Genomic DNA, 25739 nt, shown 5'->3' with positions numbered 1-25739 from the left:
GACAGTTTGATGCCGACATCCGTCATGGGAAGGGGGCGTACGGGCCGCGATAGCGCTTGTCCGCGAACGTGATTCCGTGGGTTCGACCCGGCCATCGGGTGTCGCCGTCCCTCAGAGGGCCTGCGATATCTGGCTGTTCCGAGCGCTTCAATGCCGCGTGCACGATGATGCCAAGGAAGACCTTGCCGGATCGCTGGAAAGGGGCATGCCGTGAACCACGTCGAGGTGTTCGTCACCGGATTGCTGCTGGTCGTCGCGGCACTGGGGGCGCTGGCCTGCAGGCTCTCGGTGCCGTACCCCATCATGCTGGTCATCGGGGGTGCTGCGATCGGGTTCATCCACGGGTTGCCCGAGATCACGCTCGACCCGGAACTCGTTCTCGCGTTGTTCCTGCCGCCACTGCTGTACAAATCGGCGATCTACGCCAACTTCGACGACTTCCGAACCAACCTTCGTGGCTTGACGTTGAGCACCGTGGTTCTGGTGCTCGTCACGATGGCCGGTGTCGCGGCGGCCGCGCACGCGATGATCCCCGGGATGTCGTGGCAAACCGCGTTCGTGTTGGGCGCCATCCTTTCTCCAACGGATCCGGTGGCGGCCGCGACGATCATGCACCGACTCAACGCCCCCCGCCGGCTCGTCAGCAGCATCGAGGGCGAGGGGTTGTTCAACGACGCGACCGCGCTGGTCGCCTATCGCGTTGCGGTCGCCGCCACTGTCGCGGGGGCGTTCTCGCTCGCCGAGGCCGGCCTGCGATTCGTCTTCGGGGTGGTCGCCGGTGTGGCCATTGGCGTGGCGGTTGGATTGGTGTCGGCGTGGGTCCGTCGGCACATCAGCGACCCGCAGATCAGCGTCACCATCTCGTTGCTCACCGGCTACGCGGCGTTCCTCCCGGCCCAGGCCGTCGACGCGTCGGGCGTGCTCGCGACGGTCGCCGCCGGCATCGTCATGGCGATTCGCAGCCCGGAGGTGCTCGACGCCCGGCCACGACTGCAGGGTTATTTCGTCTGGGACATCGTCGACTTTCTCATCAACGCAACGCTATTCGTGATGACGGGGCTCCAGCTTCGGACGATCGTCGCGGGCCTCGACGACTATCCAGTTGGCGCGCTCGCCGGGTACGCCCTAGTCGTGACGGCGGCCGTGGTGCTCATTCGGCTGGCATGGTTCTTCGCCGTTCCCTCGATCACCGGCGTCGTCGACCGTGGGTCGGGGTCTCCGCAGCGGCGCCTCAGTGCGTCATGGCGAATGATCATGGCTTGGAGCGGCATGCGTGGAGCGGTGTCGCTGGCCGTCGCGCTGGCCATCCCGCTCACCGTCGGCGACGGATCGGCATTTCCACAGCGCGACCTCATTCTGTTTCTGACATTTGCGGTCATCTTCTTCACCCTCGTCGTACAAGGGCTCACGCTGCCCGCCCTGGTCCGCCGCCTCGACTCGGACGACGACGAGCCGGACACCGAGGAAGAGATCAGAGCCCGGTTGGTAGCCGCCAAGGCGGCGCTGTCCCAGATCGACGCGCTCGGCGCCGAGGAGTGGACCAGGGACGACACCACTCAACGCATGCGGGGCGTCTACGACTACCGGGCCCGCCGCTTTGCCGCCCGACTCGGCAAGATCGAAGACGACGGCTACGAGGATCGGTCGCAGGCGTACCAGGAGATGGTGCGGCTGGTCTTGCAGGCGCAGCGGGACGCGCTCCTGACGATGCGCCGGGAGGGGCGGCTGTCCAATGAGACCTTCAACCGCATCCTTCGAGATCTCGACCTAGAAGAGTCGCGACTCGAGGCCTGATGGACCCTCCTAGTGCGTCGGGGTACCGGTAGCGGGCAACGGGCGCGTCGCGGTGAAGAACGACAGCACGACGGCGACGGCGCCGATCGCCGCCGCGGTGACGAAGGCGGCGTGCACGCCGGGCATGTCTGGCGCGCCACCTGAGGTCGACGCCTTGGCCATCACCGTCACGAACAACGCGGTGCCCGCGGCGCCGGCGACCTGTTGCAGGGTCGTCATGATGGCGCTGCCGTGCGAGTACAAGCGGTCGGGGAGTGCGCTGAGCGCGTCCGTCATCAGCGGGGTGAACATTGCCGACAGTCCCACCATCATGACGGTTTGCAGCGCGACGAGTTCCCAGACCGGCGTGGCCGCGGACATCGTTGCGAATCCACACAGCGACAGGAACAGCATGATCGAACCGGGGACGACGAGTCGTCGAGCGCCGTGCCGGTCGAATATTCGCCCGACCAAGGGCCCCGCCAGGCCCATCAACAGTCCGCCGGGCAGGCTCGTCAGGCCGGCAATCAACGCGCTCTTGCCCAGCACGTCCTGCACGTAGAGCGGCACCATGATGATCGCGCCGAACAGCCCGGTGAAACCGATGACCACCAGGGCCACCGACACCGAGAACCGGCGGTAGGTGAACGGCCGCAGATCGAGGAACGCGCGGTCGACCCGCTGCAATCGCAGCTGCCGCGCGCCGAACAACGCCATCGCGACCGCACCGGCGCAGAGCGGCACCCACGCCGGAACTGCCGGGCCGTCGGCACCGGAGGCCCCCAGTTCGGACAGCCCGAACACCAAGCCCGCGAACGCGATCGCCGACAGCGGCACCGAGACGGGATCGATCGGGGTGGGATGCTCCCGGTCGTCGGCGACGCGCAGCCACATCCACCCGGCGAGAAGCCCCAGCAACGCGATGGGCAGCACGATCCAGAACATCCACCGCCAGTTCAACGATCCGAGGATGAAACCGGACAGGGTAGGCCCAACGGCGGGTGCTACGGCGATGACGATGGAGATGGTGCCCATGGTCTGCCCGCGTCGGTCGGCAGGGATCAGCTTCATGACGGTCGTCATCAGAAGCGGCACCATGACGGCGGTACCGCATGCCTGCACGATGCGGCCGCCCAGTAGAACGGTGAAACCAGGTGCCAGCGCCGCGACCAGGGTGCCCACGCAGAACAGCGACATCGCCGCCATGAAGATGTTCCGCACCGGGAAGCGCTGCAGTAGCGATCCCGACATCGGGATCACCACGGCCATGGTCAGCAGGAAACCACTGGTCAGCCATTGCGCGGTTCGGGCGGCGATGTCCAGGTCGACGATCAACACGGGCAGCGCGACGCTCATGATCGTCTCGTTGAGGATCATGACGAATGCGGAGAACACCAGCAGCGCGATGACGACACCCGCACTGGGCAGCGCCTTCGGCCGAACCACGGATCGTTCTCGGGTACTCACTGCACACTCCCTGGATGACGGCACGTTGGTTAGTGCGGCTACCCAGGGTAGGCGTGGATCATCGCTCGGGGCCAACGGCCGCGTCGGCGCGGTCGCCGAGCGCGGCGGGCAACTGATTGCGGCGCGTGATCCCCAGCTTCGGAAACACCTTGTACAGGTGGGCCGCCACGGTGCGGTGCGACAGGTAGATGCGGTCGGCGATCTCCCGGTTGGTCATGCCCGAGGCGGCCAGATGGGCGATCTGCAGTTCCTGGGAAGTCAGGATGCCCGCCGCCCCGCTGCCGGCCCGAGACGGCGACGCGGCGACGCCGGCCGCACGCAGTTCACGCGCGGCACGGTCGGCGAAGGGCGTCGTCCCGGCGGTGTCGAAGGCGGTGAAGGCGACCGAGAGGTGCGCACGGGCATCCACGATGCGACGGCGGCGACGCAGCCATTCTCCGTAGAGCAGATGCGAGCGGGCCACCTCCAGGTCGGCTGCGGGGCCGTGGGTGGCGGCCAGCGACGCGGTGAAGTGGTCGTCGGCCTCGGAGTCGGTCCGAGCGACCAGCGCGTGGGCTCGGTGAACCAGGAAGCTTTGCACACCAAGCGCTTTGGCTTGCTCCGCGGTGTCGGCGACCAGTGCTCGGACCGTCTCCTGGCGGCCGCACCCGGCCGCCGCCTCGGCGACGTCGGCGATCGCCCAGCGCTTGCTGGTGCGATGTAGCGACATCTTCGACAGATGGTCGACGGCTTCGGCGTGGTTCCCCTCGCACAGCGCCGCAAAGCCGGCTGCCCAGTGGACGTCGTCGTGCCACAGCATCGTGGGGTCCCCGGCCAACCATCGGCGGGCACGGTCGAGCGTGTGTCGCGCCCGCTCCTGCTGCCCCTGCCACGCCTGGGCCCGGGCGAGAATCGCCGCGGCCGACCCGGACGTCATTGGAAGATTCATTGCCTCGGCCATGTGTAGAGCGTTCTCCGCGCTCGTCGCGGCCGCCCGAATCCTGCCCTGTGTCAACAGAATGTTCGCTTCACCGCGCAACCCCTCGCACTCGTTGGCCGGTGAGCCACTCGTGCGAGCCAGCCGTTGCACGTGGCCGTAGCAGCGCAGTGCGCTGTCCCGATCGGCGACCGCCTCGGCGGCCATCCCCAGCGACAGCAAGAGCAGCGGCTGGTCTTCGACCTCGGTGATCAGTTGCGGCAGTCCCGCTCGAATTCGCGCGCCGTGGCCGACGTCGTCGACCAACGCCAGACCGATGGTGAGCAGTGGGTCCGAAGAATCGGCGACGCGTCGAATGGCGGCGACGACGTCCAGGCGCGATTCTTCCGACAAGCCGTGCATTCGGCATTCGATTGCCGCCGCCCACAACAGTTCCCGCTGCCGCGAATCACCGTCGACCTGCTTGCCGGCCAGCGAGACCAGTTCGCTCGCCGCCGGCCCGGGGATCGCGGCGGTCGCGTTGAGGACGAACCGGGTGATCGCCAGCTGGGCGTCGACGGCGCCCGACGCGATGAGCGGTTCGGCCTCCTGCAGGATCCTGATGGCCTCCTCGATGAGACCCGCACTGCGCGCCACGTCTGCGGCGGTGGCCAAGCGTTCGACGCGACGGTCCAGGTCGGGGGTCAGGATCGCCGCGCGCCGCAACGCCGCAGCGGCCTCCGCGCCGGCACCGCGGGCCCTGGCGCGATCCGAGGCCCGCTCGAGGTCGGCGGCCACGTGCTCGTCCGGCCCGAACGCCGCCTCGGCCCGATGCCAGGCCGCGCTGGTCGGATTCGTCACCGCGCCGGCCAATGCCCGGTGCACCAGCGACCGCGACGACAGTGTTGCGGCGCCGTAGGCGGCGGACCTGATCAGAGGATGGCGCACCCGAATGACGCCCCCGCGCAGCGCGATCAAGCCGGACGCCTCCAACGGGACGAGGGTCTCGGCGAAGTTCATTCCGAGAGACGTTGCTGCGCCGTCGATTTCGGTGACGAGGCCGTCGCTGGCCGAGATCAGCAGCAGAAGCAGCCGACTTTGGTCGGACAGGGTCTCAAGCTGGGTCAGGAAGGCGCGCTCCACGCGACGGCTGGTTGGCAGTGGCTCGCCGGCGAAGAGCGCGCCGTCGGCGCCGTGCTCGCCGAGCGTCGCTGCCAGTTCGATGACTGCAAGGGGATTGCCGTCGGCCTGTTCGAGGACGCGCCGTCGGGCGTAGGCGTCGACCACCCGAGGCGCCGCCTCCAGCGTCGTGGCGAGCAGCTCGGCGGCCTGGTCGCAGGGGAGCGGCCCCAACGACAGGCGGGGCAACCCGTCCAGCGGCGGTGTCGAACCGTCCAGCGGCGTTCGCACGGCGCACAGCATCATCAGCGGGGCGTTGGTCAGCCGGCGGGCGACGAAGGTCAGCACGTCGAGGGTCGACTGGTCCAGCCACTGGGCGTCGTCGACGATCAGCAGGAGGCGTCGGCGACTGGCCGCTTCCTCGAGAAGTCCGAGGACCGCCAGGCCGACCAGGAGCCGGTCCGGCGCAGGACCGTCCGCGAGCCCGAAGGCGGTCAGCAGGGCCGACTTCTGGCGTGGTGGCAGGGCGGAGACGTCGGTCAGCAACGGATGGACGAGTTCGTGCAGCCCGGCGAACCCGATCTCGGTGTGGCTCTGCACCCCGGAGCAGCCGAGCCGGCCGTACCCGTTGACGCTGGCCCAGCGGGTGGCCGCGTCGAGCAGCGTTGACTTGCCGATCCCGGCGTCGCCGTCCACGACCAGTGCCGCCCCACGGGTGGAGACCGCCGCGAGCGACTCGGTGACCTCGGCGAGTTCGGTCGCCCGGCCCACTGTCACCTGGCCGAAGTTACCAGAGCTGAGTTTGGCGTGCCAACCCAGTTAGGATGCGGAGATGCGACGTGACGCCTGGTCTGAGAACGTGTGTCCGATCGCGCGCACGATGTCGGTTCTGGGGCAACCGTGGGCCATCCTGATCCTTCGCGAGGCGTTCCTGGGGCGATCCCGGTTCTCGGAGTTCCGCGAACAGCTCGGAGTCGCGTCCGACGTCCTGAGCGCCCGACTGGGCGAGCTGGTGGCCGCCGACGTCCTCGAGGTGGTCGACTACCAGGTGGCCGGTGACCGCAGGCGCAGCCGGTACGTGCTGACCACCGCGGGGCAGGACCTGATCTCCGTCGTCGCCGCGATCGGGCAGTGGGGACACGTGCACCGCGCCAGGGCCGACAGCAGCGACTACCGCTTCGTCGAGGCCGACACCGGCGAGCCCGTCGGTGTCGCATTCCGCCGCCGGGACGGTCAACGCGTGCGATCCTCCGACGTCACCCTGGTGGACCGCACCACCACCTAGCGCGCTCGACGACAGTCATCTGACGGATACCCGCCGCGGGCGTGACCCGTCATCGTCGTCGTATGACGATTACGACTGAACGCACCACCACGGCGGACGCGCCCAACCTGCGCGTCGACGTCGCCGGTGACACCTTGGCGTACCGACGCTTCGGCACACCGTCGACGTCCCTTCCGCCCTTGGTGCTGCTGCAACACTTCCGCGGCAACCTCGACTACTGGGACCCCGCGCTGCTCGACGTCCTCGCCGCCGACCGGGAAGTGATCACCGTCGACCTGCCCGGCGTTGGAGGATCCACGGGCACCACGCCGGTCGACGTCGGAGACATGGCCCGCGACGCACTGCGATTCGTCGACGCCCTGGGCCTCAAGACCATTGACGTGCTTGGCTTTTCCCTTGGCGGGCACATCGCCCAGGAGATTGCCCTGGTGCGGCCCCGGCTGCCTCGCCGCCTCGTGCTGGCAGGCACCGCACCGCAGGGCGCCCCGGATCTGCACCGCTGGTCCGACGACGTCTACGAATACGCCTGCGGCGACGGGATCACCCCGGAGAACTTCCTGGCGCTGTTCTTCTCCGGCTCCGAGACCAGCGTCCAGCGGGGCTGGGAGTACCTGGCCCGCACCCATGCCCGCACCGACGACCGCGACCCCGAGACCACGCTGGCGTGCCGCGACGCCCAGTATCAGGCGCTGATGACATGGGGGATTCCGGAAAGCTCCAAGCTCGAACGGCTTTCGGCCATCACGCAGCCGACGCTGGTCGCCAACGGCGACAACGACACCATGATGTCGACGAAGAACAGCCACCTGCTCGCCGAGCGGATCCGCGGGGCGCAACTGCGCATCTATCCCGACTCCGGCCACGGCTTCCTCGACCAATACCCGGCCGACTTCGGCCATCACATCCGCCAGTTCCTCGGACGCTGAAGGGCTCGTCATGACAGACCTACTCACCAAGACGCTGCAGGCCTACGGGGGCCGCGACCGCTGGAACCAACTGACGTCGATCAGCGCGCACAAGCGCTTCGGCGGTGCGATCTGGGACATCAAACAGGTCCCGGGAATCGTCGACGACGGTGAGGTCACGGTGTGGGTGAAGGACCAGCGCACCTCGCTGCGACCGTTCACCGCGCCCGACCTCAAGACCGCCTACACCCCGGACCGGGTGGGCATCGAGACGCTGGACGGCGACGTCGTCGAGGCACTCGAGGACCCGCGCTCCTCGTTCGACGGCCATGCCCTCGAAACACCCTGGACCACATTGCAACTGGCCTACTTCACCGGATACGCCATGTGGACGTACACGGTCGAGCCGTTCAACCTGCTGCTGCCCGGCGTACACACCGAAGAGGGCGAGCCGTGGACCGAGGACGGCAAGCGGTGGCGACGGTTGCACGTGGACTACCCCGACACCGTCGCCACCCACAGCCCGCACCAGGTGCTCTACGTCGACGACGACGGCTTGATCCGGCGCCGCGACTACCAGGTCGACATCGCAGGCGGATCGCCTGCAGCGCACTATGTCTCGGACTTCGACGAGGTCGACGGCGTCGTCATACCGCGTACCCGGATGATCTACGTCCGCGACCAGGACAACCACCCGATCCCCGAACAACTCGTCGTTTCCATCGAACTCACCGACCTCGTGGTCGACTAACAAGGGACTCCAGCATGTCCAGCCTTCTCTCGGCCCAGGCCGAGGACCGTTACGTCGACGGACCCCTCGGCGAGCGCTTCCACTACCGCCGCTTCGGCACGGGCGGCGACGTGCCGCTCGTGCTCTGCATGCGGCTGCGCGGAACCGTCGACCACTGGGACCCCGAGCTTCTCGACGCCCTCGCGGCCACGCGAGAGGTCGTCGTCTTCGACAACCGGGGGACCAACGCCTCCACCGGCACCGCGCCGACCACCGTCGGCGGGCTCGCCGAGGGCGGCATCGCCTTCATCCGGGCGCTCGGTCTCGACCGGGTCGACGTCATGGGCTGGTCGCTCGGCGGCATCGTCGCTCAGGGCATCACCCTCGGTGCGCCAGAATTGGTGCGCCGCTTGATCGTCGCCGGCAGCACGCCGGCGGGTGTGCCCGACCAGCCCAAGCCCTCGGCGAAGGTCGGCGAGATCCTCACCCACGCCGTCAACGACGACGAGGACTACCTGCACCTGTTCTTCCCGGAGACCGAGCGTGCCAGGGCAGCTGGCTTGGCGTCGTTGCGGCGCTTGGACGTTCGGCTCGACGCGTCGGGCGCCGCGGTTCAGGACGACACCTACCGTGGCCAACTCACCGCCGTCGCCACGTTCGCCGGATTCTACGACCGCCTCGGTGAGCTGACGCTGCCCGTCCTGGTCGCCAACGGCGCCCACGACGTGATGATCAACTCCCATGCCACGTACGTCATGTCGCAGAAGCTGCCCGACGCCAAGGTCGTGCTCTACAGCGACGCCGGCCACGGGTTTCTCTTCCAGCACGTCGAGGACTTCGCCCACGAAGTCGACCGCTTCCTGCGATGAGCACCCCCGAAGCGCTGACCCTCGACGTCTTCACGTCGGACTACAAGCCAATCTCGCACGGCGGGGTCACCGGCTGGGACCCGAGCCGGCAGGCCACCTGGCCGGCGACCACCGCCACGCTGATCAGCGGACCGCGTACCGCGGTGCTCGTCGACGCCCTGCTGACCACCTCCGAGGGTGAGCGCTTGGCCCGGTGGGTGCCGGAGACGACAGCGGCGGACCTCGACCTGGTCTACGTCACGCACGGCCACGCCGATCACTTCTTCGGCGCCGGGCCGCTGCTCGCTCGGTTCCCTGCGGCCCGCCTGGTGTCGCGGCCCGAGGTCGTCGACGAGGCTCGACTGCAGACGACCGACGCGTCGATTGCCACCTGGAATTCGTGGTTCGACGGCCAATTCGACACGACGGCAACCGTTCCCGAGGCATACTCCGGCGACGCCGTCGACCTCGACGGCCACCCGTTGCGACTGATCGCCGTCGGCGGCGCCGACGGCGTCACCGGAACCGTCGTCCACGTCCCGGACCTGGACGTCGTCGTCAGCGGGGACATCGCCTACAACGGCGTCCACATGTGGCTGTGGGGGTCGACGCCCGAGAGTCGCGCCCGATGGCTGGCGTCTTTGGACGCATTGGAGGCACTGAGACCGCGGACGATCATCGCCGGGCACCGCGACCCCGGGGCACCCGACGATGACGCCCACCGCATCCTCGACCAATCCCGCCAGTACCTCCACGACTTCGACCGCGCCGTCACCGAGGCGGGTACACCCGCCGGCGTCGTGGACGCCATGCTGGCGACGTACGCCGATCTCGGCAATCCCTACACGCTGTACGCGGCAGCGATGACACAGTTTCCGTCATGACCAGGAGAGCAGCATGAGCGAAGACGACGACCGTTCCATCACGGCCGACCTTGCCGTGATCGGATTCGGCAAGGGCGCCAAGACCCTGGCCTCCACCCTCGGACGGCAGGGCAAGCGCGTGGTGATGATCGAGCAGTCCGCGCAGATGTACGGCGGCACGTGTATCAACATCGGCTGCGTCCCGACGAAGTCCCTTGTCTACCAAGCTGAACAACTCACTGAACGCAGCCCTGCCGCCTACCGCCGGGCGGTGGAGAACGAACTCGCCCTGACCGCCAAGCTCCGGGCGGACAACTTCGCCATGCTCGACGGCATCGAGTCGGTCTCGGTGCTCACCGGCCGGGCCGAATTCGTCGACCCGCACACCGTGAAGGTCACCCTCGTCGACGGCGGCGGCGCGGTGGTCGTCTCCGCCGAGCACCTCGTCGTCAGCACCGGGTCCGAACCCCGCATCCCGGACGTTCCCGGCCTGGCGGACAGCGGCGTGATGGTCACCAGCACCGATCTGCTCGCGACGCCGGAACTGCCCCGCCGTCTCGTGGTCCTCGGTGGCGGCTACGTCGGTCTCGAGTTCGCGGCCATGTACGCCGCCTACGGCTCGGAGGTCACGGTGCTCGAACGCCACTCCGAAATCCTGGGCCAGGAAGACGACGACGTCGCGGCGTGCGCCCGGGACCTGTTGCGCGAGAACGGCGTCACCGTCGTCACCGACGCCGAGGTCCACGAGGTGGGCACGGGTGGGGACGCACCGGCGACGGTGACCTATTACCGCCACGGTGCACTCGAAACGGTCGACGCCGACGTCATCCTGGCCGCCGCGGGTCGGCGGCCGGTCACCGACGGGCTGCGGTTGGACGCGGCGGGTATCGACGTGACCGACGCCGGGGCGGTGGCAGTCGACGACCACCTGCGCACCAGCCAGCCCCACGTCTTCGCGATGGGCGACGTCAACGGCGGACCGCAGTTCACCTACGTCTCCCTCGACGACTACCGCATCGTGCTCGACCAACTCGTCGGATCCGGCACCCGCAGCACGACGGATCGAAAGGCGGTGCCCTACACGCTCTTCATGACGCCGCCGCTGGCGCGAGTGGGCCTCACCGAACACGACGCCCGTGCGTCCGGGCGGCGGGTGCGCGTCGCAGCGTTGCCCGTCGCGTCGATGGCGACGGTGCCGCGGGCGCGCATCGTCGGCGAGGCCCGCGGAATGATGAAGGTCGTCGTGGACGCCGACGACGACGCCATCCTGGGCGCGGCCCTGCTCAGCTACGACTCCCACGAGGTGATCAACGTGGTGTCCCTGGCGATGCGCCACGGCATCACCGCCACGCAACTGCGCGACGAGATCTACACCCACCCGTCCATGACCGAGGCGTTCAACCAGCTCCTCGGCGCACTCGCCTGAGCCGTCGACTGCCGCCGTGCGTGTCCCACCGCCGAACGGCCGTCAGGGGTGAAGAATTCGACGCATGTTGGCCGTCGACTTGTTGACCAGGGTGGGATTGGCGACGGTGCTCGGTGTCGCGATCGGCTTCGAACGGCAGTGGCGCTCGAGGATGGCCGGTCTGCAGACGATGGCGTTGGTCAGCATGGGGTCGGCGCTGTTCTTGATCCTCAGTGCCTACAGCTTCGACCAGACCGGTGACCGACTGCGCGTCGCGGCGCAAATAGTCTCGGGGGTCGGGTTTCTCGGCGCCGGCGTCATCATGAAACAGGGGCTGTCGGTGACGGGACTCAACACCGCCGCGACCTTGTGGGCGACCGCAGCGGTCGGGGCGTTGGCAGGAGCCTGGATGTGGCGAGAGGCCCTCGCGGGCACCGCCATCGTCGTGGCCGGAAACTGGTTCCTGCAACCACTGGGCGCGAGGATGGACCGCGCACACTCGAAGCGGCGTGACGCGACTCCCGCCGACTACGTCCTCGAGGTCGTGTGTCAACGGGCCGTGGAGGAGGAGCTCAGAGTCCTCATCTCCGAGGCGCTGCCGCCGAACGAGTTTCAACTACGCGGGATTCAGGTGAGCCGGGCGCAGGGCCCGGACACGGTGCAGTTGCAGGCCGAGTTCGCGACCGCGGCCCGTGACGACGACAGTGCCGTCGCCGCCGTTCGCGCACTGAGCGGGCAGTCGGGAGTCACGTCGGTGCGCTGGAGCATCGCCCATGAAGGCGCGGCCGACTGGACACGGTGACGTGGTCGCCATTCAGCCGGTGTGAGGTCGGTCGCCACCTCATCCAGTGAGAGAGACCCGCGCGACCTCGTCGAGTGAATCCGAACCGCGGGGTTGTTCGAAGACGGCTTCCGCGTCGCGGCCCGACGTCTGCAGAGTGGCGAGGGTGTTGCCGAACAGGGGTCCGTTGACGTCACGCCACGCGAACGGCAATGGGGGACAACCGTTGCGCCGCGCCCAACGTCTGGTGAGGCGGGCAAGTCGTTGCGACCAACCAAGTTTGAAGACGGGCTTGACGAACCACGGTACGTAGTTGTGCACCGGTGAGCACACCAGCTGATGGACGCGCGCGTGTGCGGCCGGAATGTCGGCGCGTGCCACGTAGCTGTGGTGGACGTCGCCGGAGAGCACTGACACCGTCGCCGGGGCACCCGAGTCGCGGGTGGCGACGTCGACGATGAGGTGGCTCAGGTCCAGAAAGGACTGAGCGAACGCCGCCCAGTGTTCGAAGTCCGCCGTCTGACGCACGGTTTCGCCGAGCTTGCCGCGCCAACCCGGCCGGTTGGCCGCGCGCTCGTTGACCATCTGCATGTCACCGATCGCAGGCGGCAGCAGCCACGGCAGCGACGACCCGATGATCAGGTGGTCCACTGCGTCGAGCCCGTCGTTGACGTGCTCCTTCAGCCAGGCGAACTCTCTGTTGCCAAACATCTTTCGGTCACCGGAATCCAGGATCCGGGCGTTGCGGGAATCGACCATGATCAAGCGGCTGCGGCCCAGGTCCCACCGGTAGCTGAAACGCAGACCCTTGTCGTCGTCGACCTCGGCGTCGGCTCGGTCGGCGAGGTCGACCAGGAGCGGCCAGACGTCGCCCTCGGCGGCGAGCACCTTCTGAAAGTCCTCGTCGTCCGCCAGCTCGCTCGGGCTGAGATTGCCGAGGTGTTGGTAGACCCAGTACGACGCCAGCCCCGACCGGATCCGATCCCGCCACCACGGCTTCGCGTTGACCTCCTTGCGCCAGGCGCCGGAGGTGTTCCAGTCGTCCCTGATGTCGTGGTCGTCGAAGATCATCGCGGTCGGGATCGTCGACAGGATCCACCGGATCTCCGGGTCGCCCCAGGTGTGCCGGTAGAGGCCTTCGTATTCGTTGAAGGTCACCACCTCGTCCGGGGGGCGGTGACCGCCGGACCGGCGCCCGGCCAGGTGACGGCGAGCCTCGGGGGTGAGCTCGTCGGCGTAGACCTGGTCACCCAACAGCACCAGCGCGTCGGGCCACTCGTCGGTCGGTATGGACGGCAACCTCGAGGCGTAGCAGTCAAGGGCGTCGAGGCCCAGCTTGTCGTCGAGCTTGGCGTCGCCGGTCTTCGGATAGCGGCATGACCCGAAGATGATGCGCAGACCATCGTTCGCGGTGTGCCCCCGCGTCCTGATGACACTTGGCGGGAAGGTGGCGTCCGGCTCCGGCCAGACCTGTTCACCGTCGACGTGGACCTGGTACTCGTTGACCGAACCCGACTCGAGACCGTCGACCATGACCATCGCGTAGTGGCAGCCCTGCACCTCGAACGTCTCGGCCGTACACCCGAGCACTTCCACCACGCCCGACGAGTGTGTTTGAACCCACACGGTCGCAGTCGTCTCGCCAACGTGGCGCAGGACCGGGCCCAGCAGCAGTGACATCCGACCAGCCTAGGCGCGCACCGCGACACGGCCCTCGTCAGCAGGCTGAAGCGTCACCTGTCAATGTGATGTGAAACGTTTCAACGCAGTTGACCGGCGGGTGAACGCAGTGCCAACATTGCGGGCGTGGAGTCGAATGAACGGGCCGTCATTTCGCAGCTGGTCGACCGTCTGAGGGCCAGTTACCCGGACGTGTCACCCGAGAGGGTGACGATGGTCGTCGAGCACCAGCACGCGGAGTTCGACGGCAGCCGAGTTCGCGACTTCATTCCCCTGTTCGTCGAGCGCCGCGCACGTCGCGAGCTCGCCACCGCGCGCGGCTGACCGTCAGCGCTGCTCCAGAACTGGGGCCGCCTGGTCGCTCTCGGCCGCACCGAACAGCGCCACCGCGATCGCTCCGCCGACTGCGCCAACGAACGCGATGACCACCAGCCAGCCCAATCCTGGCGCCGAGCTGTCACCCAGAAGCAGCACGCCCACGATGCCGGGCACCACCGTCTCGCCGGCAACCAGCGCGGCGGACGCGCCGGTGACCGAACCGATCTGCAACGCGACGGTGAACAGGTAGAAGCCGCCAACCCCGGCGATCACGGCCGCCCACGCAGCGGGGTCGGCCAGGACGACTGTGGGTTGGAACGGGTCGACTCCTGCCACGACGCGTACCGCGACGGCCATCGCCCCGAACAGAACGCCTGCGACGAGGCCGGCGGCGACCGCCCCGCGGGCGCCGAGCACACGGATCAGACCGAGACCGATGGCGACCATCACGACCGAAAACGCCAACACGCCCCAGTGCACTGCCGCGCCGGGCACGTCCTCGCCGATGTGCCCGGAGGTGAATCCCAGCACGCACAGGGAGATGACCACCGTGGCGATTGCCACCCAATCACGCAGGCGCAGGCGAACTTTCAACACGATGACACCGAGTACGGCCGTCACGACGAGGTTGGCGCTCATGATCGTCTGGGACAGGAACAGCGGGATCAGCCTCGCCGAGACCACGCTCCCCACGAAGCCGAGGCCGTCGAGTGCCATCCCGGCGAGGAACGCAGGCGTCAGCGCGGCACGCACCGTCGCGGCAAGGGAGGGCGCACCGGTCGCCGTCGTCGAGCCGACCGTTCCGCGAGCGGCGTCCTTGGCGGCGGCACTGCGGGCGCCGTAGGCCTGCAGCACCGACGCCGTGCCGTAGCCGAAGCACGCGACCAGCGCCGCCACCAGACCGATCAGCACCGGTCGCCTCCGTTGATAGCAGTCACCCGTGCAGTATCCAGCAGCGAGCCCCGCCGCCGCGCCGATTGGGAGGCCTCGCGACGGCTACCATCGCGCAGTGACGCAACTCGCTCTGTGGATCGCCCTTGGAGTCGCGCTCTCGGCCGTCGTCACCCTCGGGGTCCTGCTCATCGTGTCGTCGCGCCGGCTCTCGGACGTTCGACGGAAGCTGGAGCGCGCCCAGCGGGCCACGCCGAGGGTTCGGCGCAGGCGCAAGGGTCTGGCGCCATTCGCCATCCGCACGACGTGGAAGACCGCGGAGATGTTGCGCACCAAGGGTGTTGGTGCCGTCGTTCGCAACTCGATCGAAGATCTGGCGGGGTGGGCCAGCGTCGAGCGGCCCGACCTGGCACGGCTCGCCGCCGACGGACACGTCGTCGTGGTGTTCTCCGACATCGAGGGGTCGACGGAGCGAAACGAGGCCTTGGGGGACCGCGAATGGGTGGCGCTGCTCCAACGTCACGAACGCCTGGTGCGCAGGTCGGTCGACGAGCACCGCGGTCACGTCGTCAAGAATCAGGGCGACGGCTTCATGCTCGCGTTCGCCGACCCCACCGGTGCGCTGCGCTGTTGCATCGACGTGCAGCGGGAGCTGGCCCGGCATCCAGATCGATGGCAGAACATCAAGGTGCGCATGGGGATTCACATGGGGGAGTCCGTGCGGCGGGGCGACGACCTGTTCGGTCTCAACGTCGCGATGGCGGCCAGAATTGCCGGGCACGCGGACGGCGGCGAAATCCTCATCAGCGAGGTCGTCCGCGACGCGGTCGCACACACCGACGGCATCGGCGTGACGTCAGCCGAGGTGGTGGAGTTCAAGGGCTTCAGCGGCACCTACGAGGTGTTCCCGGTCGTAATCGCCGATTGACCCGAGTCGCCGTGCGCGCCCACCTCGCGACGTGCGTGGGTCCGGACGACGTCCTTCGCGACCTTCCCGTTGGGCGTCAGTGGCAGCGATTCCACGAACAGAACGTGCCGTGGTCGTTTGAACGCCGCCAGATTCGCGCGGACGTGGGCGACCAGTTCGTCGCGGGTCGGCGCGCTTCCGCGCCGCGCCACCACGACCGCGCAGACCGCCTCACCCCAGTACTCGTCGGCGACGCCCACCACCGCGACCTGGTCGACGTCCGGGTGGCCGGACAGCACGTCCTCCACCTCACGGGATGAAACGTTCTCGCCGCCGGTGATGACGACGTCCTTGCTGCGGTCGACGACCACCAACCGGCCATCGGCGTCGACGCGGCCCACGTCGCCGGTGGGCAGCCAGCCGTCGACCGTCGCCGGCGTGAGCCCCGGCCAGTAACCGGCCGTGACCTGCCCGCCGCGGACCAGGATCTCACCGACCTCGCCGCCCGCGATGCGAACCTCGACCTCGTCGTGCGGCCGGCCTGCGGTCGCGAGGATCGAGGTGTCCCCGCTGGCACCGGCGCGGTGGTCGGCGGGACCGAGAAACGTTATGTTGCCTGCGGTTTCGGTCATGCCGTAGCCCTGGTGGAAGTCGACGTCGAGCCGGGCGAGCGCGCGTCGCAGGAGGTCGGCGGGGATGGCCGCGGAGCCGTAGGACACGTCGCGCAACGTGGGTAGCTGCGTTCCCGTCTCCTCGAGGTGGGCGAGCAGCGAATGCAGCATCGTGGGAGCCAACGAACACGACGTCACGCGATGGGCGAGAACCGCGGCGACGAACTCGTCGGCGCGGAAGGTGGCGACGGGCAGCACCGTGGAACGCGCATGGTGGTGGACCAGCATGTTGTAACCCGCGATGTGGCACATCGGAAACGGCAGCAGGTAGACGCCGCCTGGTCGGACCGACCGGCCCGCGACGGTGCCGCGCACCGCGGTGGTGACGGAGCGGTGCGTGTGCAGTACGCCCTTCGGTGTTCCCGTCGAGCCACTGGTGAACAGGAGCCACGCGGGGTCGTCGGGGTGGACCCGCTCCTCGGCTGATAACGAGTCATGAACGGCGCGTTGCCAACTCGGGTCGTCGAACGTCACCACCTCGCTGACCGACGGCACTTTCCGGGTCAGCGGTGCCAGCGCGTCGAGGTATCGGGCGTCACCGACGAGGATCGTCGGTTCCGCCGATGCCAGTTGCCCGATCTGCTCGCGCGCGCTCAACCGTTGGTTGATCAGCGTCAGCACGCGTCCTGACCGGGGGACGCCGTAGTACAGCCGGGCGTAGGACGCGCCGTTGTCCGCGATGACGGCCACCCGGTCGCCGCGGTGGGTACGTTCGCTCACCCAGGCGGCCACCGACCGGACCTGGCGGTCGAACTCCTCGAACGTGACACCGCCGCCGTCAAGGGTGACGATCGCCCGCCGGTCGGGTGTGGCGGCAGCGGCCGACGACACCAATTCGTGAATGAGGTCGATCCGCGCGCCAGTCATCGCGCCGAAGGATATCCGCGTCGGCGCCTCTACCCGGTGCGGACCGGGAAACCGTGCCGAGTGGCCAGGGAGCCCAGCTGCTTCAGGGCGAACCGGCGGCCGCGCCCCTCGCCGGGGATCAGCACGCCCGCCCACACACCCTCGGCGCCAGGGGTCCGGCATGCCTCCTGAGCGCACAACCAGCGCCGCGGGCAGGCCCGACACAGCGCCTTTGCGCCGTCGTCGGGTGCGGTGGTCCACCGGTCGGGGTCGTCGGCGCACGGGAATCCTGAATGCGGAGCGGTCGCCCCCCGCTCGCGCAGCCCCACTTCGGCGATGGGTCGTCCATATGTCTGCATGGTTTGGCCCTCCGTCTCGTACCTATTGCCCGCTTACCCATTCGTGACAATACGTATGTATTGGTCTGACGATACATACGTATTGCTACGGTTGGCCAGTGACGTCCGTCTCGGAGACCGCGGAGATCGGCCACGTCGGCCCGTCGAGTGCCGAACGGATCCGGGAAGCCGCCCTGGCGAACTTCGCGGTGCACGGCACTGCGTCGACGTCGTTGCGGTCGGTCGCCGCCACCGCGGGGGTCTCCCTCGGGATGGTGCAGCACCACTTCGCGACGAAGTCAGGCCTGATACAGGCAGTCGACGACTACGTCGTGTCGCTGGTGATCGGAGGGATGGCGCAGCCCATTCCGGAACCGCCCGCCGACTCGATCACCGACATCGGATCGAGGGTCAGCAAGCTCATTGCCGAACATCCCGACGTCGCCGCCTACGTCAGCAGGGCGATGGTCGACGGCAGTCCCCTCGGGGTGACGCTCTTCGACGCCCTGATGGAGGTCGGCATGGCCCGGTGGAAGCTGCGAGCCGAACGCGGCGAGGTGCGTCCCGACGTCGACCTGACCTGGGCGACCATCAACGCGGTCGTACTCGCGGTCGGCGGGATCAGCCTCCGCGCCCACGTGAACCGCCACCTTCCCGAGCCGCTGACCTCACCCAACCAACTGCAGCGGTGGCAAGCGGCCACCGACGACCTGCTGCGTGAGGGACTGGCCAAACGCGCCGACGAATGACGTCTCAGCGCGGCGCCGCCGGCTCGGCCGACGGGCCCAGTCGTCGGGTGGCCAACACCGAACCACCGAGGATCAGCGCCAATCCCGCCAGATTCCACGGCGTGAGCGGTTCGTCGAGCACGATGACCCCCGCCGCCAATGCGACGGCGGGGTTGACGTAGGTGAACACCAGCGCGCGGGTGGGCCCGACCTCCCTGATGAGCGCGAAGAAGACGATGAACGCGAGAGCCGTGCAGACGACGGCCAGGGTCGCCAGGGCAAGCAGCACTCGCGTGGACGGCATCTCCGAGGGCCAGGTCGCGGCCGCGGGGCCGGCGTACACGACGGCCGCGACGCCGAGGCAGGCCGCGGTCATGGGCAAGGCCGGGACGTCGGCGAGGTGGCGAGCCGCGACGAGGGGGCGATCGCGTAACACGTTGCCACCAAGAGGACTTCGACGACGGGCCACGCGCTACCGCCGGTCATCTCCGGCCCGGCCAACACCGCGACACCCGCCAATCCGACGCCGAGCCCGGCAATTCGCTTGCCGCCAAGTCGTCGTTCGCCCCCGGTCAGCCTGTCGAGCACCGCGGCGATGATGGGGGAGGCCGCGATGAGAAGACCGGTGAGGGAGCTGGAGATGTGCCGTTCGGCGTCGGAGAGCATCAACCAGGCCGCCACGATTTCGAAGAAGGCGAAGACCAGCACCGGTTTCCAGCATCGCAGCACCGGTGTCCACGCCGCACGGGACAGCGCCAGCGGAATCAGCACGACGGCACCAATGGCGGTGCGCGCGAAGACGAGAACGGGCGCCGAGACGCCCTCGACCGCAATCTTGATCAACAGATACGGAATTCCCCAGATCACGCTCATCGCTGCGAAGAGCAGCCACCCCCGGGCAGTCACCGCCGCGTGAGCTGGGCGTAGCGCGTGACGTGGTGATCGGTGGTGCCGTATTCGAACTGCACGGCGGTGAGGCGCTTGAAGTAGTGCCCGATCGCCAACTCCTCCGTCATGCCCATTCCGCCGTGCAGCTGTACGGCGTTCTGACCGACGAACCTGGCCGCTCTGCCGATGGTGGCCTTGGCCGCCGACACGGCCCGCGCGCGCGTCGCCGGCTCGGCGCCGAGGTTGAGTGTCGCGAGGTACACCGCCGCGGCGGACTGTTCGAGCTCCATGTGCATGTCGACCATGCGGTGCTGCAACGCTTGGAAACTTCCGATCGGCTGGCCGAATTGGTGGCGCTGCTTGGCGTAGTCGACGGTGTCGGCGACCACGCGCCGCATGGCGCCGACGGCCTCGGCGCACACCGCCGCGGCGCCCTCGTCGCGGGCCTGCGCCAGCGACGGCCAGGCCTGCCCCTCCTGACCGAGCAGCGCGTCGTCCGGAAGCCGCAGATCGTCGAGGACGAGGTCCGCCGCGCGGCGGTCATCGACGGTTCGGAAGGCGTGCATCTCGAGGCCACGCTCGACGGCCGCGACCTCGGCGAGGAACAGTGACACGCCGCTTTCCGTGCGCGCCGTGATGACGAGGTGCGTCGCGATGGGTGCGCCGAGCACCATCATCTTCGTCCCCGAGAGCGTCCAACCGGTTCCGTCGCGGTGCGCGGTCGTCGCGACGTCGAGCCATCGATCACCCGACTGCTCCTCGGCTGCGGCGAGGCCGACGACCGCCTGGCCGGCGGCGATGCGTTCGACCACCTGGGTGGCCGCCTGGCCGCCCGCCCTGAGCAACAGTCCGGCGGCGACGACGGCGGTGTCGACGTAGGGCTCGACGACGAGTGCGTGGCCAAGCGACTCGGCGATGACCATGACCTCGACGGGTCCGCCGCCGCTACCTCCGACCCGCTCGGGCAAAGCCGCGCCCAGAATGCCCAGATCGTCGGCGAAGGCGCGCCACATGTCGGGCTGCCAGCCGGCGCCGGTCTTGGCGGCCGCCCGGCTCCGGTCGAGGTCGTAGCGGGTGGCGAGGAACCTGTCGAGACCGGTGCGGAGCATCTCTTGTTCGTCGGAGAGTCTGAAGTCCATTACAGCCCCAACGCTGCCTTGGCGAGGATGTTGCGCTGAATCTCGTTGCTGCCGGCGTAGATCGAGCCGGCTCGGTCGTTGAGGTAGCGCAGTGGAGCCACGGCCTGCCACGGTTCGCCGCCGACGTAGCCGTCGGGTGGTGGTTCGTACTGGGCGATTGGTCCGCCCGGTCGGGTGGCGTGAGGTTGGTAGGCGCGGCCCCGCGGGCCGGCGGCCTCCATCGCCAACTCGGTGAGTGTCTGACTGAGTTCGGTCGAGAGGATCTTCAGCATCGAGGACGCCGAGCCGGGATGGCCGCCGTTCGCCAGGGTGGCCAGGACGCGGTATTCGAGTACTTCCAGAACGTCGATGCGGATGCGGGCCTCGGCGAGCTTCCGTGAGAACGCGGGATCGTCGACCAGCCAGTCACCGTCCGGGCCGGGCTGCGCGGTCGCGGCGGCGGTCACCTCCTCGGCCATGACCTGCAGCGCTGGCGCGCTGGCACCGCCACCCCGCTCGAACTCGAGGAGGTACTTGGCGACGGTCCAGCCGTCGTCGATCTTGCCGACGACGTTGGTCTTGGGCACGCGGACCTCGTCGAAGAACACCTGGTTCTGTATCTCTTCACCGGACGTCATCACCAGCGGCCGGACGTCGACGCCGGGGGAGGTCATCTCGAGGAGCACGAACGTAATGCCCTGCTGCTTCTTGCCGCTACGCGAGGTGCGTACGAGGGCGAACATCCAATTCGCCTCCCTGGCATGCGTCGTCCAGATCTTGCTGCCCGTGCAGACGAGGTCCTCGCCGTCGTCGACCGCCGACATGGACAGGGCGGCGAGGTCGGATCCGGCCTCCGGTTCCGAATAGCCCTGGCAGAAGAACACCTCGCCGGTGAGGATGCGGGGCAGGAAGTAGTCCTTCTGGGCCTCGGTGCCGAACTTGACGATCGCATGCGCCACCATCCGAATTCCCATGGGCGACAACGGTGGAGCTCCTGCGAGGGTGGACTCGCGACTGAAGACGTAGTGCTGGGTCAGGCTCCAGTCGCACCCGCCGTACTCGACGGGCCACGCTGGCGCGGCCCAGCCGCGGTCGTGCAGGATTCGCTGCCACGTGAGGCTGGCCTCGTGGTCGCTGTAGACACTGGTCATCAGGCGCCCGGACTGTCGTAGCTCCGGGGTCAGCTTCTCGTCGAGGAAGTTGCGCACCTCGTCGCGGAAGGCGATGTCGGTTGGCGACCACAGAAGGTCCACTGCTGTCCTCCGTCGTTGGATGAGGTTCAGCAGACAGTAAACCTAGTTACCCAACTACGGTCGTGCCCGGGTATGCGTCAGGGCGTCTGAGGCTGCCGCGCCGCTTGGCGGGCCAGGAACTCCCGGTAGTAGCCCAGCGACTCGTCGGTGATGATGGCGGGCAACAGCAATTCCCAGTTCCGAACGAAACGGGTGCGTAGATCGGTCCCGTCGGCCAAGGCGCTCGACAACAATTCGCCGCCCATCATCCCGGCGACGATGCTGTTGCTGGTGGACTCGGGGTCGAGGTCTGCCCGGAGGTCGCCCTCCGCCGTGGCTGCCCTGAGTCGTTCGGTGAGTTCGTCGACGAACAATTTCAGGGTGCTCTTTGCGGCGGGATTGAAGCTGCCGAAGGTGCGCAGGAGACGTGCCCCCGCCCTGGCAACTCTGTCGTTACTCAATACATCAGTCATCACGAAGGACCCGTGGAGGATGTTCTCCATGCCGGGCGACCCCGAACGTCCCGCTTCGCGAAATGCGCCGACGAGGCTTTCCGAACCCTCTTCGATGATCGCGGTAGCCAAGGCTTCCTTGGAATCGAAGTGGTAGTAGAGAGCGCCCTTGGTCAGTTCGGCACGTTCGATGATGTCGCCCAAGCCGGCAGCCGGATATCCGATCTCGTTGATCAGGTCGACGGCCGAGTCGATGATCTTCCTACGTGTCGCCTCGGATCGAGCCTGGCGCACCATGTTTCTTGAACTCCTCCGTCGATCCGTCCAGCCCGTGAGCGCTGGACGGGATCATAGTTCGTTCGCCTCCGACTGGTCGGCATCCCCATCTGAGGTGCCGCCCGGCCATCTGGAAAACGCCAGTCAATCGAGTGTGCGAGTCGGTCCGGGATCACGAGGCCCGTGAGGGCCGGAGTCATCCGATGATCTGCTCGGCGCGTTAGAGATTACCCGTCTGGCGCCGTTCGACGGACATCTCGGCGCCGCGTGGTGGGTTCTAGCACGGTTCGCGGGCGGCCGGGCCGTGTCGTTCAGACCGGGTGGGCAAACTTCTTCGTCGTACTGCATTTCGTTACAAAAGTATGTAAAGTACGGGCCGTGGCGACTTTCGGTCTGAATTTTGCGCTCCGTGTTTCCGGTTCCGCCGGACACGCGCAACCGTCGTGCCAGGGAGTTCCAACTCGGAAAGTGTGTGCTCCAGAAGACCGTCTCCGGCGAGGCGTGGCACATCTTCAGCCAACCGACCAGCCAATACGGAGTATGTAACGCCTATGTGGGATTTGGAAGTCGACATCGCGGTCATCGGAGCGGGCATCGGGGGTCTCGCCAACGCCATTGCGGCAGTGGACGCAGGGGGCGAGGTACTGGTGGCCAACTCCGTTCCAGAGAGATCAGCTGTTCCAGGCGCACGACCCGTTCCACTGGCGCCCCAACTGGGTCACTCACCCGTTGCGCTGCGTGAGCGCGTCGCCGCCGGTTGGCTGCTGCGCGACACACTCGACCTCGAGACCAACGAGTACCTCGCCGCAGTCGGTGAAGACATCACCGATTCCGCGATCGATCCTGGCAACGGAGCGGTTCCTCGTCGGAGCGCCCGCAATCTGTCGTCCGACGAGGCCTACCGTCAACCCGTCGAGACGTTCGTCGGGGCGCGTCTGACGGGATGGGCCGCGCAGTGCGTCGCCTCCCCGTACGGCTTGCTCTACACGAGCATGCGTGATTGGCGCTCCACCACCATGAAGTCCGCCAACGGCGAGTCCGTCGAGGCGTTGTCGATCGGCGCGATCGATTGGGCCGACGGTTTCGGCGACGGCGCGCTTCGGCAGTGGCTGACGGCGGAAGCGTTGAAACGTGACATCGAGGTCGAGGCCGAGACCCGGTTCGAGAGAATCGTGTTCGAGGAGGGCGTCATCGCCGGCGTGGTCTTGTCGACCGAGGACGGCCCGCTCGCGGTGCGGACCCGGGCGGGAATCACCTTCGCTCCCAGCGACCAGGACCCCGCCGCGGGTGAGCTCGTAGGAGTCCCCGAGGAGCGACTGCAGGTGTGCCTCGTCGGTCGGACCGCGAGTCGGTTCGGGCGCGTCGAGCTCTTGGACACCGAACCTGCCGCGCCGTCACGCCCGACGTGTACCGGTTCACGTCGTCAGGTGCGCGACGGCTTGCACGACGCGAGGCAACAGGCTCTAGAGGGTTGGCGGTGCGGGAAAGTGCACGGCTACCCGCCCCTTGGCCAGTAGCGAGGCCATGTCCTCGCCGCTGAGCGGTCGGGAAAGAAGGAAGCCCTGCGCCCGGTGACAGCCGTGGCGTAGCAGCGTCTCTGCGGCGGTGACCGTTTCCACGCCCTCGGCGACCAGCTCCAGTTCGAAGGCCTCGGCGAGAGCGATGACCGCGCGGACGATCGCAAGGTCGTCCGGATTCTCCCCGAGGTCCGCGACGAAGCTCCGATCGATCTTCAGGACGTCGACCGGCAGGGACTTCAGGTGGGACAGCACACTGAAACCGGTGCCGAAATCGTCGATCGCCACCTTCACGCCGACGTCTCTGAGGGCCGCCAGAGTGATGCTCGTCGCTTCCAGGTCCTGAACCACCACGGTCTCGGTGATCTCGAGACATACCGACCCGGGATCGAGACCGAACTCTCGCATCACCGCCGCGACGGTCTCCGCAAACCCGTCGGTGACCAGCTGGACCGGTGAGACGTTGACCCTCAGGACGATTCCCTCGGCGACACCGAGAGCGCGCCACCTGGCGAACTCCTCGCATGCCGTTCTGAGTACCCAGCGCCCCAAGTCGCCGGCCAGGTTGATCGACTCGGCGACGGCGATGAAAACGGCGGGGGACAACAACCCGCGGGTGGGGTGATTCCACCGGACCAACGCCTCGGTCGCGAGGATGTCGCCGGTACGCATGTCGACCTCTGGGAGGTACTGGAGGAACAGCGCGCCGTTCTCGATCACCTCCTGCAGGTGGAGTTCGATGTCGTTGCGGTAGTCGGTGCGTAGGGACATCTCGTCGGAGAACACCGCGACCTGGTTGCCACCGGCCGCCTTCGCCTCGAGCACCGCTTGATCGGCCCGGCGGAGCAGATCCGACGTGGAGTCCCGGCCCGGTTCGCCAAGCGCGACGCCGATGCTGACGGTTCTGGTCAACATTTCGCCGCCCACCGGGACGCGTTCGCCGACGATCGTCAACAACTGGTTCGCGAGCTGTTCGGCGTCGACCGCCGACATCGGCGTGGAGGGTATGACGACGAACTCGTCACCGCCGAGGCGTGCGATCACGCCGGCGTCGTCGATGCAGCGCTGCAACCGTTCGGCGATCACCCGGATGAACCAGTCGCCGACGTTGTGACCGAGGTAGTCGTTGACTGTCTTCAGCCGGTCGAGATCCAGGTACAGGGCCGAAACCGGGCCAGGCTGGCCGGCTTTGAGCCGTTCTTCGAGATGGTCGAGAAGCGCGCGGCGATTGTGGAGGCCAGTGAGGTCGTCGTGTTCGGCCAGATACCGAAGGCGCTCCTCGGCTTGCACCCGGGCCTGCACCTGGGCGAAGAGCGACGCTATCGCCTCCAAGGCGTTGAGCTCGGCGGGGTTCCACTCCCGATCGCCGATCTTGACGAACCCGAGAACCCCGGTGGTGACGTCGCCCGACCAGAGGGGCGCGGCCGCCATCGAGGTCTGGGGGATGTTGCGCCCCTCCTCGATCCGCTTCTGGTAGTCGTCGTTCTCGGGTCGGAAGACCATCGGCGTCTTGACGTGCTCTGCCAACGCGAACACCGGATCGGCGTCCTTGTAGTAGACGACCCGCAACGGGTCGGGATCGGGCACGTCCGGTCGAACCGGCCACTCCGCGATCAGGATCGACGCGCGAATGGAGTGGTCGTTGTACCGCAGGAAGCTGATGTCGACGTCGAAGTACTTCACCAGGACGGCGAGCACTTCCTGAGACACAAGGGGCGAGGTCGCCGCGTTCGCCGCCATCAGCCGGACGGCAACAGTCGTCACCAGCCGTTCAAGGCTCAGGGGCGTACTTTCGGCGGACACTGG

At 67.9% G+C, this 25739-nt stretch carries 24 protein-coding genes; 12 read left to right on the top strand and 12 right to left on the bottom strand.

Translation table 11 applies throughout. The features are described from left to right. The first annotated feature begins 210 nt into the window (after positions 1-210). Positions 211-1794: a Na+/H+ antiporter gene (locus ASD37_RS06800; RefSeq protein ID WP_056549335.1), complete on the top strand. Its 1584-nt coding sequence runs from the start codon at positions 211-213 to the stop codon at positions 1792-1794. 9 nt (positions 1795-1803) lie between these two features. Here ASD37_RS06800 and ASD37_RS06795 read toward each other — a convergent pair whose 3' ends face one another. Together ASD37_RS06795 and ASD37_RS06790 are read right to left on the bottom strand one after the other, a co-directional pair. Beyond that, positions 1804-3240, bottom strand: a complete 1437-nt coding sequence (locus tag ASD37_RS06795; RefSeq protein ID WP_056549333.1) for a DHA2 family efflux MFS transporter permease subunit — start codon at positions 3238-3240, stop codon at positions 1804-1806. A gap of 58 nt (positions 3241-3298) precedes the next feature. Continuing rightward, the gene (locus ASD37_RS06790; protein WP_235567981.1) at positions 3299-6031 is read right to left on the bottom strand and encodes an AAA family ATPase; all 2733 of its coding nucleotides are present in this window, start codon (positions 6029-6031) and stop codon (positions 3299-3301) included. Between the two features lie 55 nt (positions 6032-6086). Here ASD37_RS06790 and ASD37_RS06785 point away from each other — a divergent pair, with 55 nt between their 5' ends. The 7 genes from ASD37_RS06785 (at position 6087) to ASD37_RS06755 (ending at position 12092) form a co-directional block, all read left to right on the top strand. Next, the gene (locus ASD37_RS06785; protein ID WP_056549329.1) at positions 6087-6539 is read left to right on the top strand and encodes a helix-turn-helix domain-containing protein; all 453 of its coding nucleotides are present in this window, start codon (positions 6087-6089) and stop codon (positions 6537-6539) included. Positions 6540-6601: 62 nt separating this feature from the next. Further along, complete coding sequence (locus ASD37_RS06780; RefSeq protein ID WP_056549327.1) at positions 6602-7465, top strand: alpha/beta fold hydrolase; 864 nt, start codon at positions 6602-6604, stop codon at positions 7463-7465. Positions 7466-7475: 10 nt separating this feature from the next. After that, positions 7476-8195 (top strand): hypothetical protein, encoded by a 720-nt coding sequence (locus tag ASD37_RS06775; RefSeq protein WP_056549325.1) that lies wholly within the window; start codon positions 7476-7478, stop codon positions 8193-8195. Positions 8196-8209: 14 nt separating this feature from the next. After that, positions 8210-9043, top strand: a complete 834-nt coding sequence (locus ASD37_RS06770; RefSeq protein ID WP_056549323.1) for an alpha/beta fold hydrolase — start codon at positions 8210-8212, stop codon at positions 9041-9043. Continuing rightward, complete coding sequence (locus ASD37_RS06765) at positions 9040-9906, top strand: MBL fold metallo-hydrolase (protein ID WP_056549321.1); 867 nt, start codon at positions 9040-9042, stop codon at positions 9904-9906. The genes ASD37_RS06770 and ASD37_RS06765 overlap by 4 nt, the downstream gene beginning before the upstream one ends. Before the next feature lie 13 nt (positions 9907-9919). After that, positions 9920-11311, top strand: a complete 1392-nt coding sequence (locus ASD37_RS06760) for an FAD-dependent oxidoreductase (RefSeq protein WP_056549319.1) — start codon at positions 9920-9922, stop codon at positions 11309-11311. 64 nt (positions 11312-11375) lie between these two features. Then, positions 11376-12092 carry an MgtC/SapB family protein gene (locus ASD37_RS06755; RefSeq protein ID WP_056549316.1) on the top strand — a complete coding sequence of 239 codons (717 nt, stop codon included), beginning with the start codon at positions 11376-11378 and terminating at the stop codon, positions 12090-12092. A 39-nt stretch (positions 12093-12131) separates the two neighbouring features. Here the strand turns inward: ASD37_RS06755 and ASD37_RS06750 are convergent, their stop codons facing one another. After that, positions 12132-13751, bottom strand: coding sequence for an alkaline phosphatase D family protein (locus ASD37_RS06750; protein ID WP_056549314.1), 1620 nt, complete (start codon positions 13749-13751; stop codon positions 12132-12134). Between the two features lie 126 nt (positions 13752-13877). Here ASD37_RS06750 and ASD37_RS06745 point away from each other — a divergent pair, with 126 nt between their 5' ends. Beyond that, positions 13878-14075 carry a three-helix bundle dimerization domain-containing protein gene (locus tag ASD37_RS06745; RefSeq protein ID WP_235567980.1) on the top strand — a complete coding sequence of 66 codons (198 nt, stop codon included), beginning with the start codon at positions 13878-13880 and terminating at the stop codon, positions 14073-14075. A 3-nt stretch (positions 14076-14078) separates the two neighbouring features. Here the strand turns inward: ASD37_RS06745 and ASD37_RS06740 are convergent, their stop codons facing one another. Then, positions 14079-14981 carry a hypothetical protein gene (locus ASD37_RS06740; RefSeq protein WP_056549310.1) on the bottom strand — a complete coding sequence of 301 codons (903 nt, stop codon included), beginning with the start codon at positions 14979-14981 and terminating at the stop codon, positions 14079-14081. Positions 14982-15078: 97 nt separating this feature from the next. Here ASD37_RS06740 and ASD37_RS06735 point away from each other — a divergent pair, with 97 nt between their 5' ends. After that, a complete protein-coding gene (locus tag ASD37_RS06735; protein WP_056549308.1) occupies positions 15079-15888 on the top strand; it encodes an adenylate/guanylate cyclase domain-containing protein in 810 nt (269 codons plus the stop codon). Here the strand turns inward: ASD37_RS06735 and ASD37_RS06730 are convergent. Next, positions 15855-17405 (bottom strand): AMP-binding protein, encoded by a 1551-nt coding sequence (locus tag ASD37_RS06730; protein WP_082569956.1) that lies wholly within the window; start codon positions 17403-17405, stop codon positions 15855-15857. The two genes, ASD37_RS06735 and ASD37_RS06730, sit on opposite strands and share 34 nt — an antisense overlap. 29 nt (positions 17406-17434) lie before the next feature. Next, positions 17435-17743: a WhiB family transcriptional regulator gene (locus tag ASD37_RS06725; RefSeq protein ID WP_082569955.1), complete on the bottom strand. Its 309-nt coding sequence runs from the start codon at positions 17741-17743 to the stop codon at positions 17435-17437. A 98-nt stretch (positions 17744-17841) separates the two neighbouring features. Between ASD37_RS06725 and ASD37_RS31815 the strand changes: the two genes are divergently transcribed. Further along, positions 17842-18471 carry a TetR/AcrR family transcriptional regulator gene (locus ASD37_RS31815; RefSeq protein ID WP_056549306.1) on the top strand — a complete coding sequence of 210 codons (630 nt, stop codon included), beginning with the start codon at positions 17842-17844 and terminating at the stop codon, positions 18469-18471. Between the two features lie 4 nt (positions 18472-18475). On the opposite strand, the gene ASD37_RS32160 is transcribed toward ASD37_RS31815, so the two are convergent. From ASD37_RS32160 to ASD37_RS06700, 5 genes are all read right to left on the bottom strand, one after another. Further along, positions 18476-18826 (bottom strand): EamA family transporter, encoded by a 351-nt coding sequence (locus tag ASD37_RS32160; RefSeq protein WP_235567979.1) that lies wholly within the window; start codon positions 18824-18826, stop codon positions 18476-18478. After that, positions 18823-19323: a DMT family transporter gene (locus ASD37_RS32155; RefSeq protein WP_235567978.1), complete on the bottom strand. Its 501-nt coding sequence runs from the start codon at positions 19321-19323 to the stop codon at positions 18823-18825. The genes ASD37_RS32160 and ASD37_RS32155 overlap by 4 nt, the downstream gene beginning before the upstream one ends. Positions 19324-19352: 29 nt before the next feature. Then, positions 19353-20477, bottom strand: a complete 1125-nt coding sequence (locus ASD37_RS06710; RefSeq protein WP_056549304.1) for an acyl-CoA dehydrogenase family protein — start codon at positions 20475-20477, stop codon at positions 19353-19355. Further along, complete coding sequence (locus tag ASD37_RS06705) at positions 20477-21709, bottom strand: acyl-CoA dehydrogenase family protein (RefSeq protein ID WP_056549302.1); 1233 nt, start codon at positions 21707-21709, stop codon at positions 20477-20479. Before ASD37_RS06705 ends, ASD37_RS06710 begins: the two co-directional genes overlap by 1 nt. Positions 21710-21786: 77 nt before the next feature. Beyond that, complete coding sequence (locus tag ASD37_RS06700; protein WP_056549299.1) at positions 21787-22437, bottom strand: ScbR family autoregulator-binding transcription factor; 651 nt, start codon at positions 22435-22437, stop codon at positions 21787-21789. Between the two features lie 530 nt (positions 22438-22967). On the opposite strand from ASD37_RS06700, the gene ASD37_RS06695 reads away from it, so the two are divergent. Continuing rightward, on the top strand, positions 22968-23933 hold the full coding sequence (locus ASD37_RS06695; RefSeq protein WP_056549298.1) for a hypothetical protein: 966 nt from the start codon (positions 22968-22970) through the stop codon (positions 23931-23933). On the opposite strand, the gene ASD37_RS06690 is transcribed toward ASD37_RS06695, so the two are convergent. Then, positions 23880-25673, bottom strand: coding sequence for an EAL domain-containing protein (locus ASD37_RS06690; RefSeq protein WP_056549296.1), 1794 nt, complete (start codon positions 25671-25673; stop codon positions 23880-23882). The two genes, ASD37_RS06695 and ASD37_RS06690, sit on opposite strands and share 54 nt — an antisense overlap. Positions 25674-25739 lie beyond the last annotated feature (66 nt).

It is taken from the genome of Mycobacterium sp. Root135 (assembly GCF_001426545.1).
Taxonomy (GTDB): domain Bacteria; phylum Actinomycetota; class Actinomycetes; order Mycobacteriales; family Mycobacteriaceae; genus Mycobacterium.
Note: the sequence above shows the minus strand (reverse complement) of the source record. Positions and strands in the feature narration are given on the sequence as shown.

Bases quoted from the DNA above. Each gene is read 5' to 3' on its own strand.
- ASD37_RS06785 (WP_056549329.1), top strand. From the start codon at position 6,087: ATGCGACGTGACGCCTGGTCTGAGAACGTGTGTCCGATCGCGCGCACG.
- ASD37_RS06780 (WP_056549327.1), top strand. From the start codon at position 6,602: ATGACGATTACGACTGAACGCACCACCACGGCGGACGCGCCCAACCTG.
- ASD37_RS06775 (WP_056549325.1), top strand. From the start codon at position 7,476: ATGACAGACCTACTCACCAAGACGCTGCAGGCCTACGGGGGCCGCGAC.
- ASD37_RS06770 (WP_056549323.1), top strand. From the start codon at position 8,210: ATGTCCAGCCTTCTCTCGGCCCAGGCCGAGGACCGTTACGTCGACGGA.
- ASD37_RS06765 (WP_056549321.1), top strand. From the start codon at position 9,040: ATGAGCACCCCCGAAGCGCTGACCCTCGACGTCTTCACGTCGGACTAC.
- ASD37_RS06760 (WP_056549319.1), top strand. From the start codon at position 9,920: ATGAGCGAAGACGACGACCGTTCCATCACGGCCGACCTTGCCGTGATC.
- ASD37_RS06755 (WP_056549316.1), top strand. From the start codon at position 11,376: ATGTTGGCCGTCGACTTGTTGACCAGGGTGGGATTGGCGACGGTGCTC.
- ASD37_RS06750 (WP_056549314.1), bottom strand. From the start codon at position 13,751: ATGTCACTGCTGCTGGGCCCGGTCCTGCGCCACGTTGGCGAGACGACT.
- ASD37_RS06730 (WP_082569956.1), bottom strand. From the start codon at position 17,405: ATGACTGGCGCGCGGATCGACCTCATTCACGAATTGGTGTCGTCGGCC.
- ASD37_RS06725 (WP_082569955.1), bottom strand. From the start codon at position 17,743: ATGCAGACATATGGACGACCCATCGCCGAAGTGGGGCTGCGCGAGCGG.
- ASD37_RS32160 (WP_235567979.1), bottom strand. From the start codon at position 18,826: ATGACCGCGGCCTGCCTCGGCGTCGCGGCCGTCGTGTACGCCGGCCCC.
- ASD37_RS32155 (WP_235567978.1), bottom strand. From the start codon at position 19,323: ATGAGCGTGATCTGGGGAATTCCGTATCTGTTGATCAAGATTGCGGTC.
- ASD37_RS06710 (WP_056549304.1), bottom strand. From the start codon at position 20,477: ATGGACTTCAGACTCTCCGACGAACAAGAGATGCTCCGCACCGGTCTC.
- ASD37_RS06700 (WP_056549299.1), bottom strand. From the start codon at position 22,437: ATGGTGCGCCAGGCTCGATCCGAGGCGACACGTAGGAAGATCATCGAC.
- ASD37_RS06695 (WP_056549298.1), top strand. From the start codon at position 22,968: ATGTGGGATTTGGAAGTCGACATCGCGGTCATCGGAGCGGGCATCGGG.
- ASD37_RS06690 (WP_056549296.1), bottom strand. From the start codon at position 25,673: ATGGCGGCGAACGCGGCGACCTCGCCCCTTGTGTCTCAGGAAGTGCTC.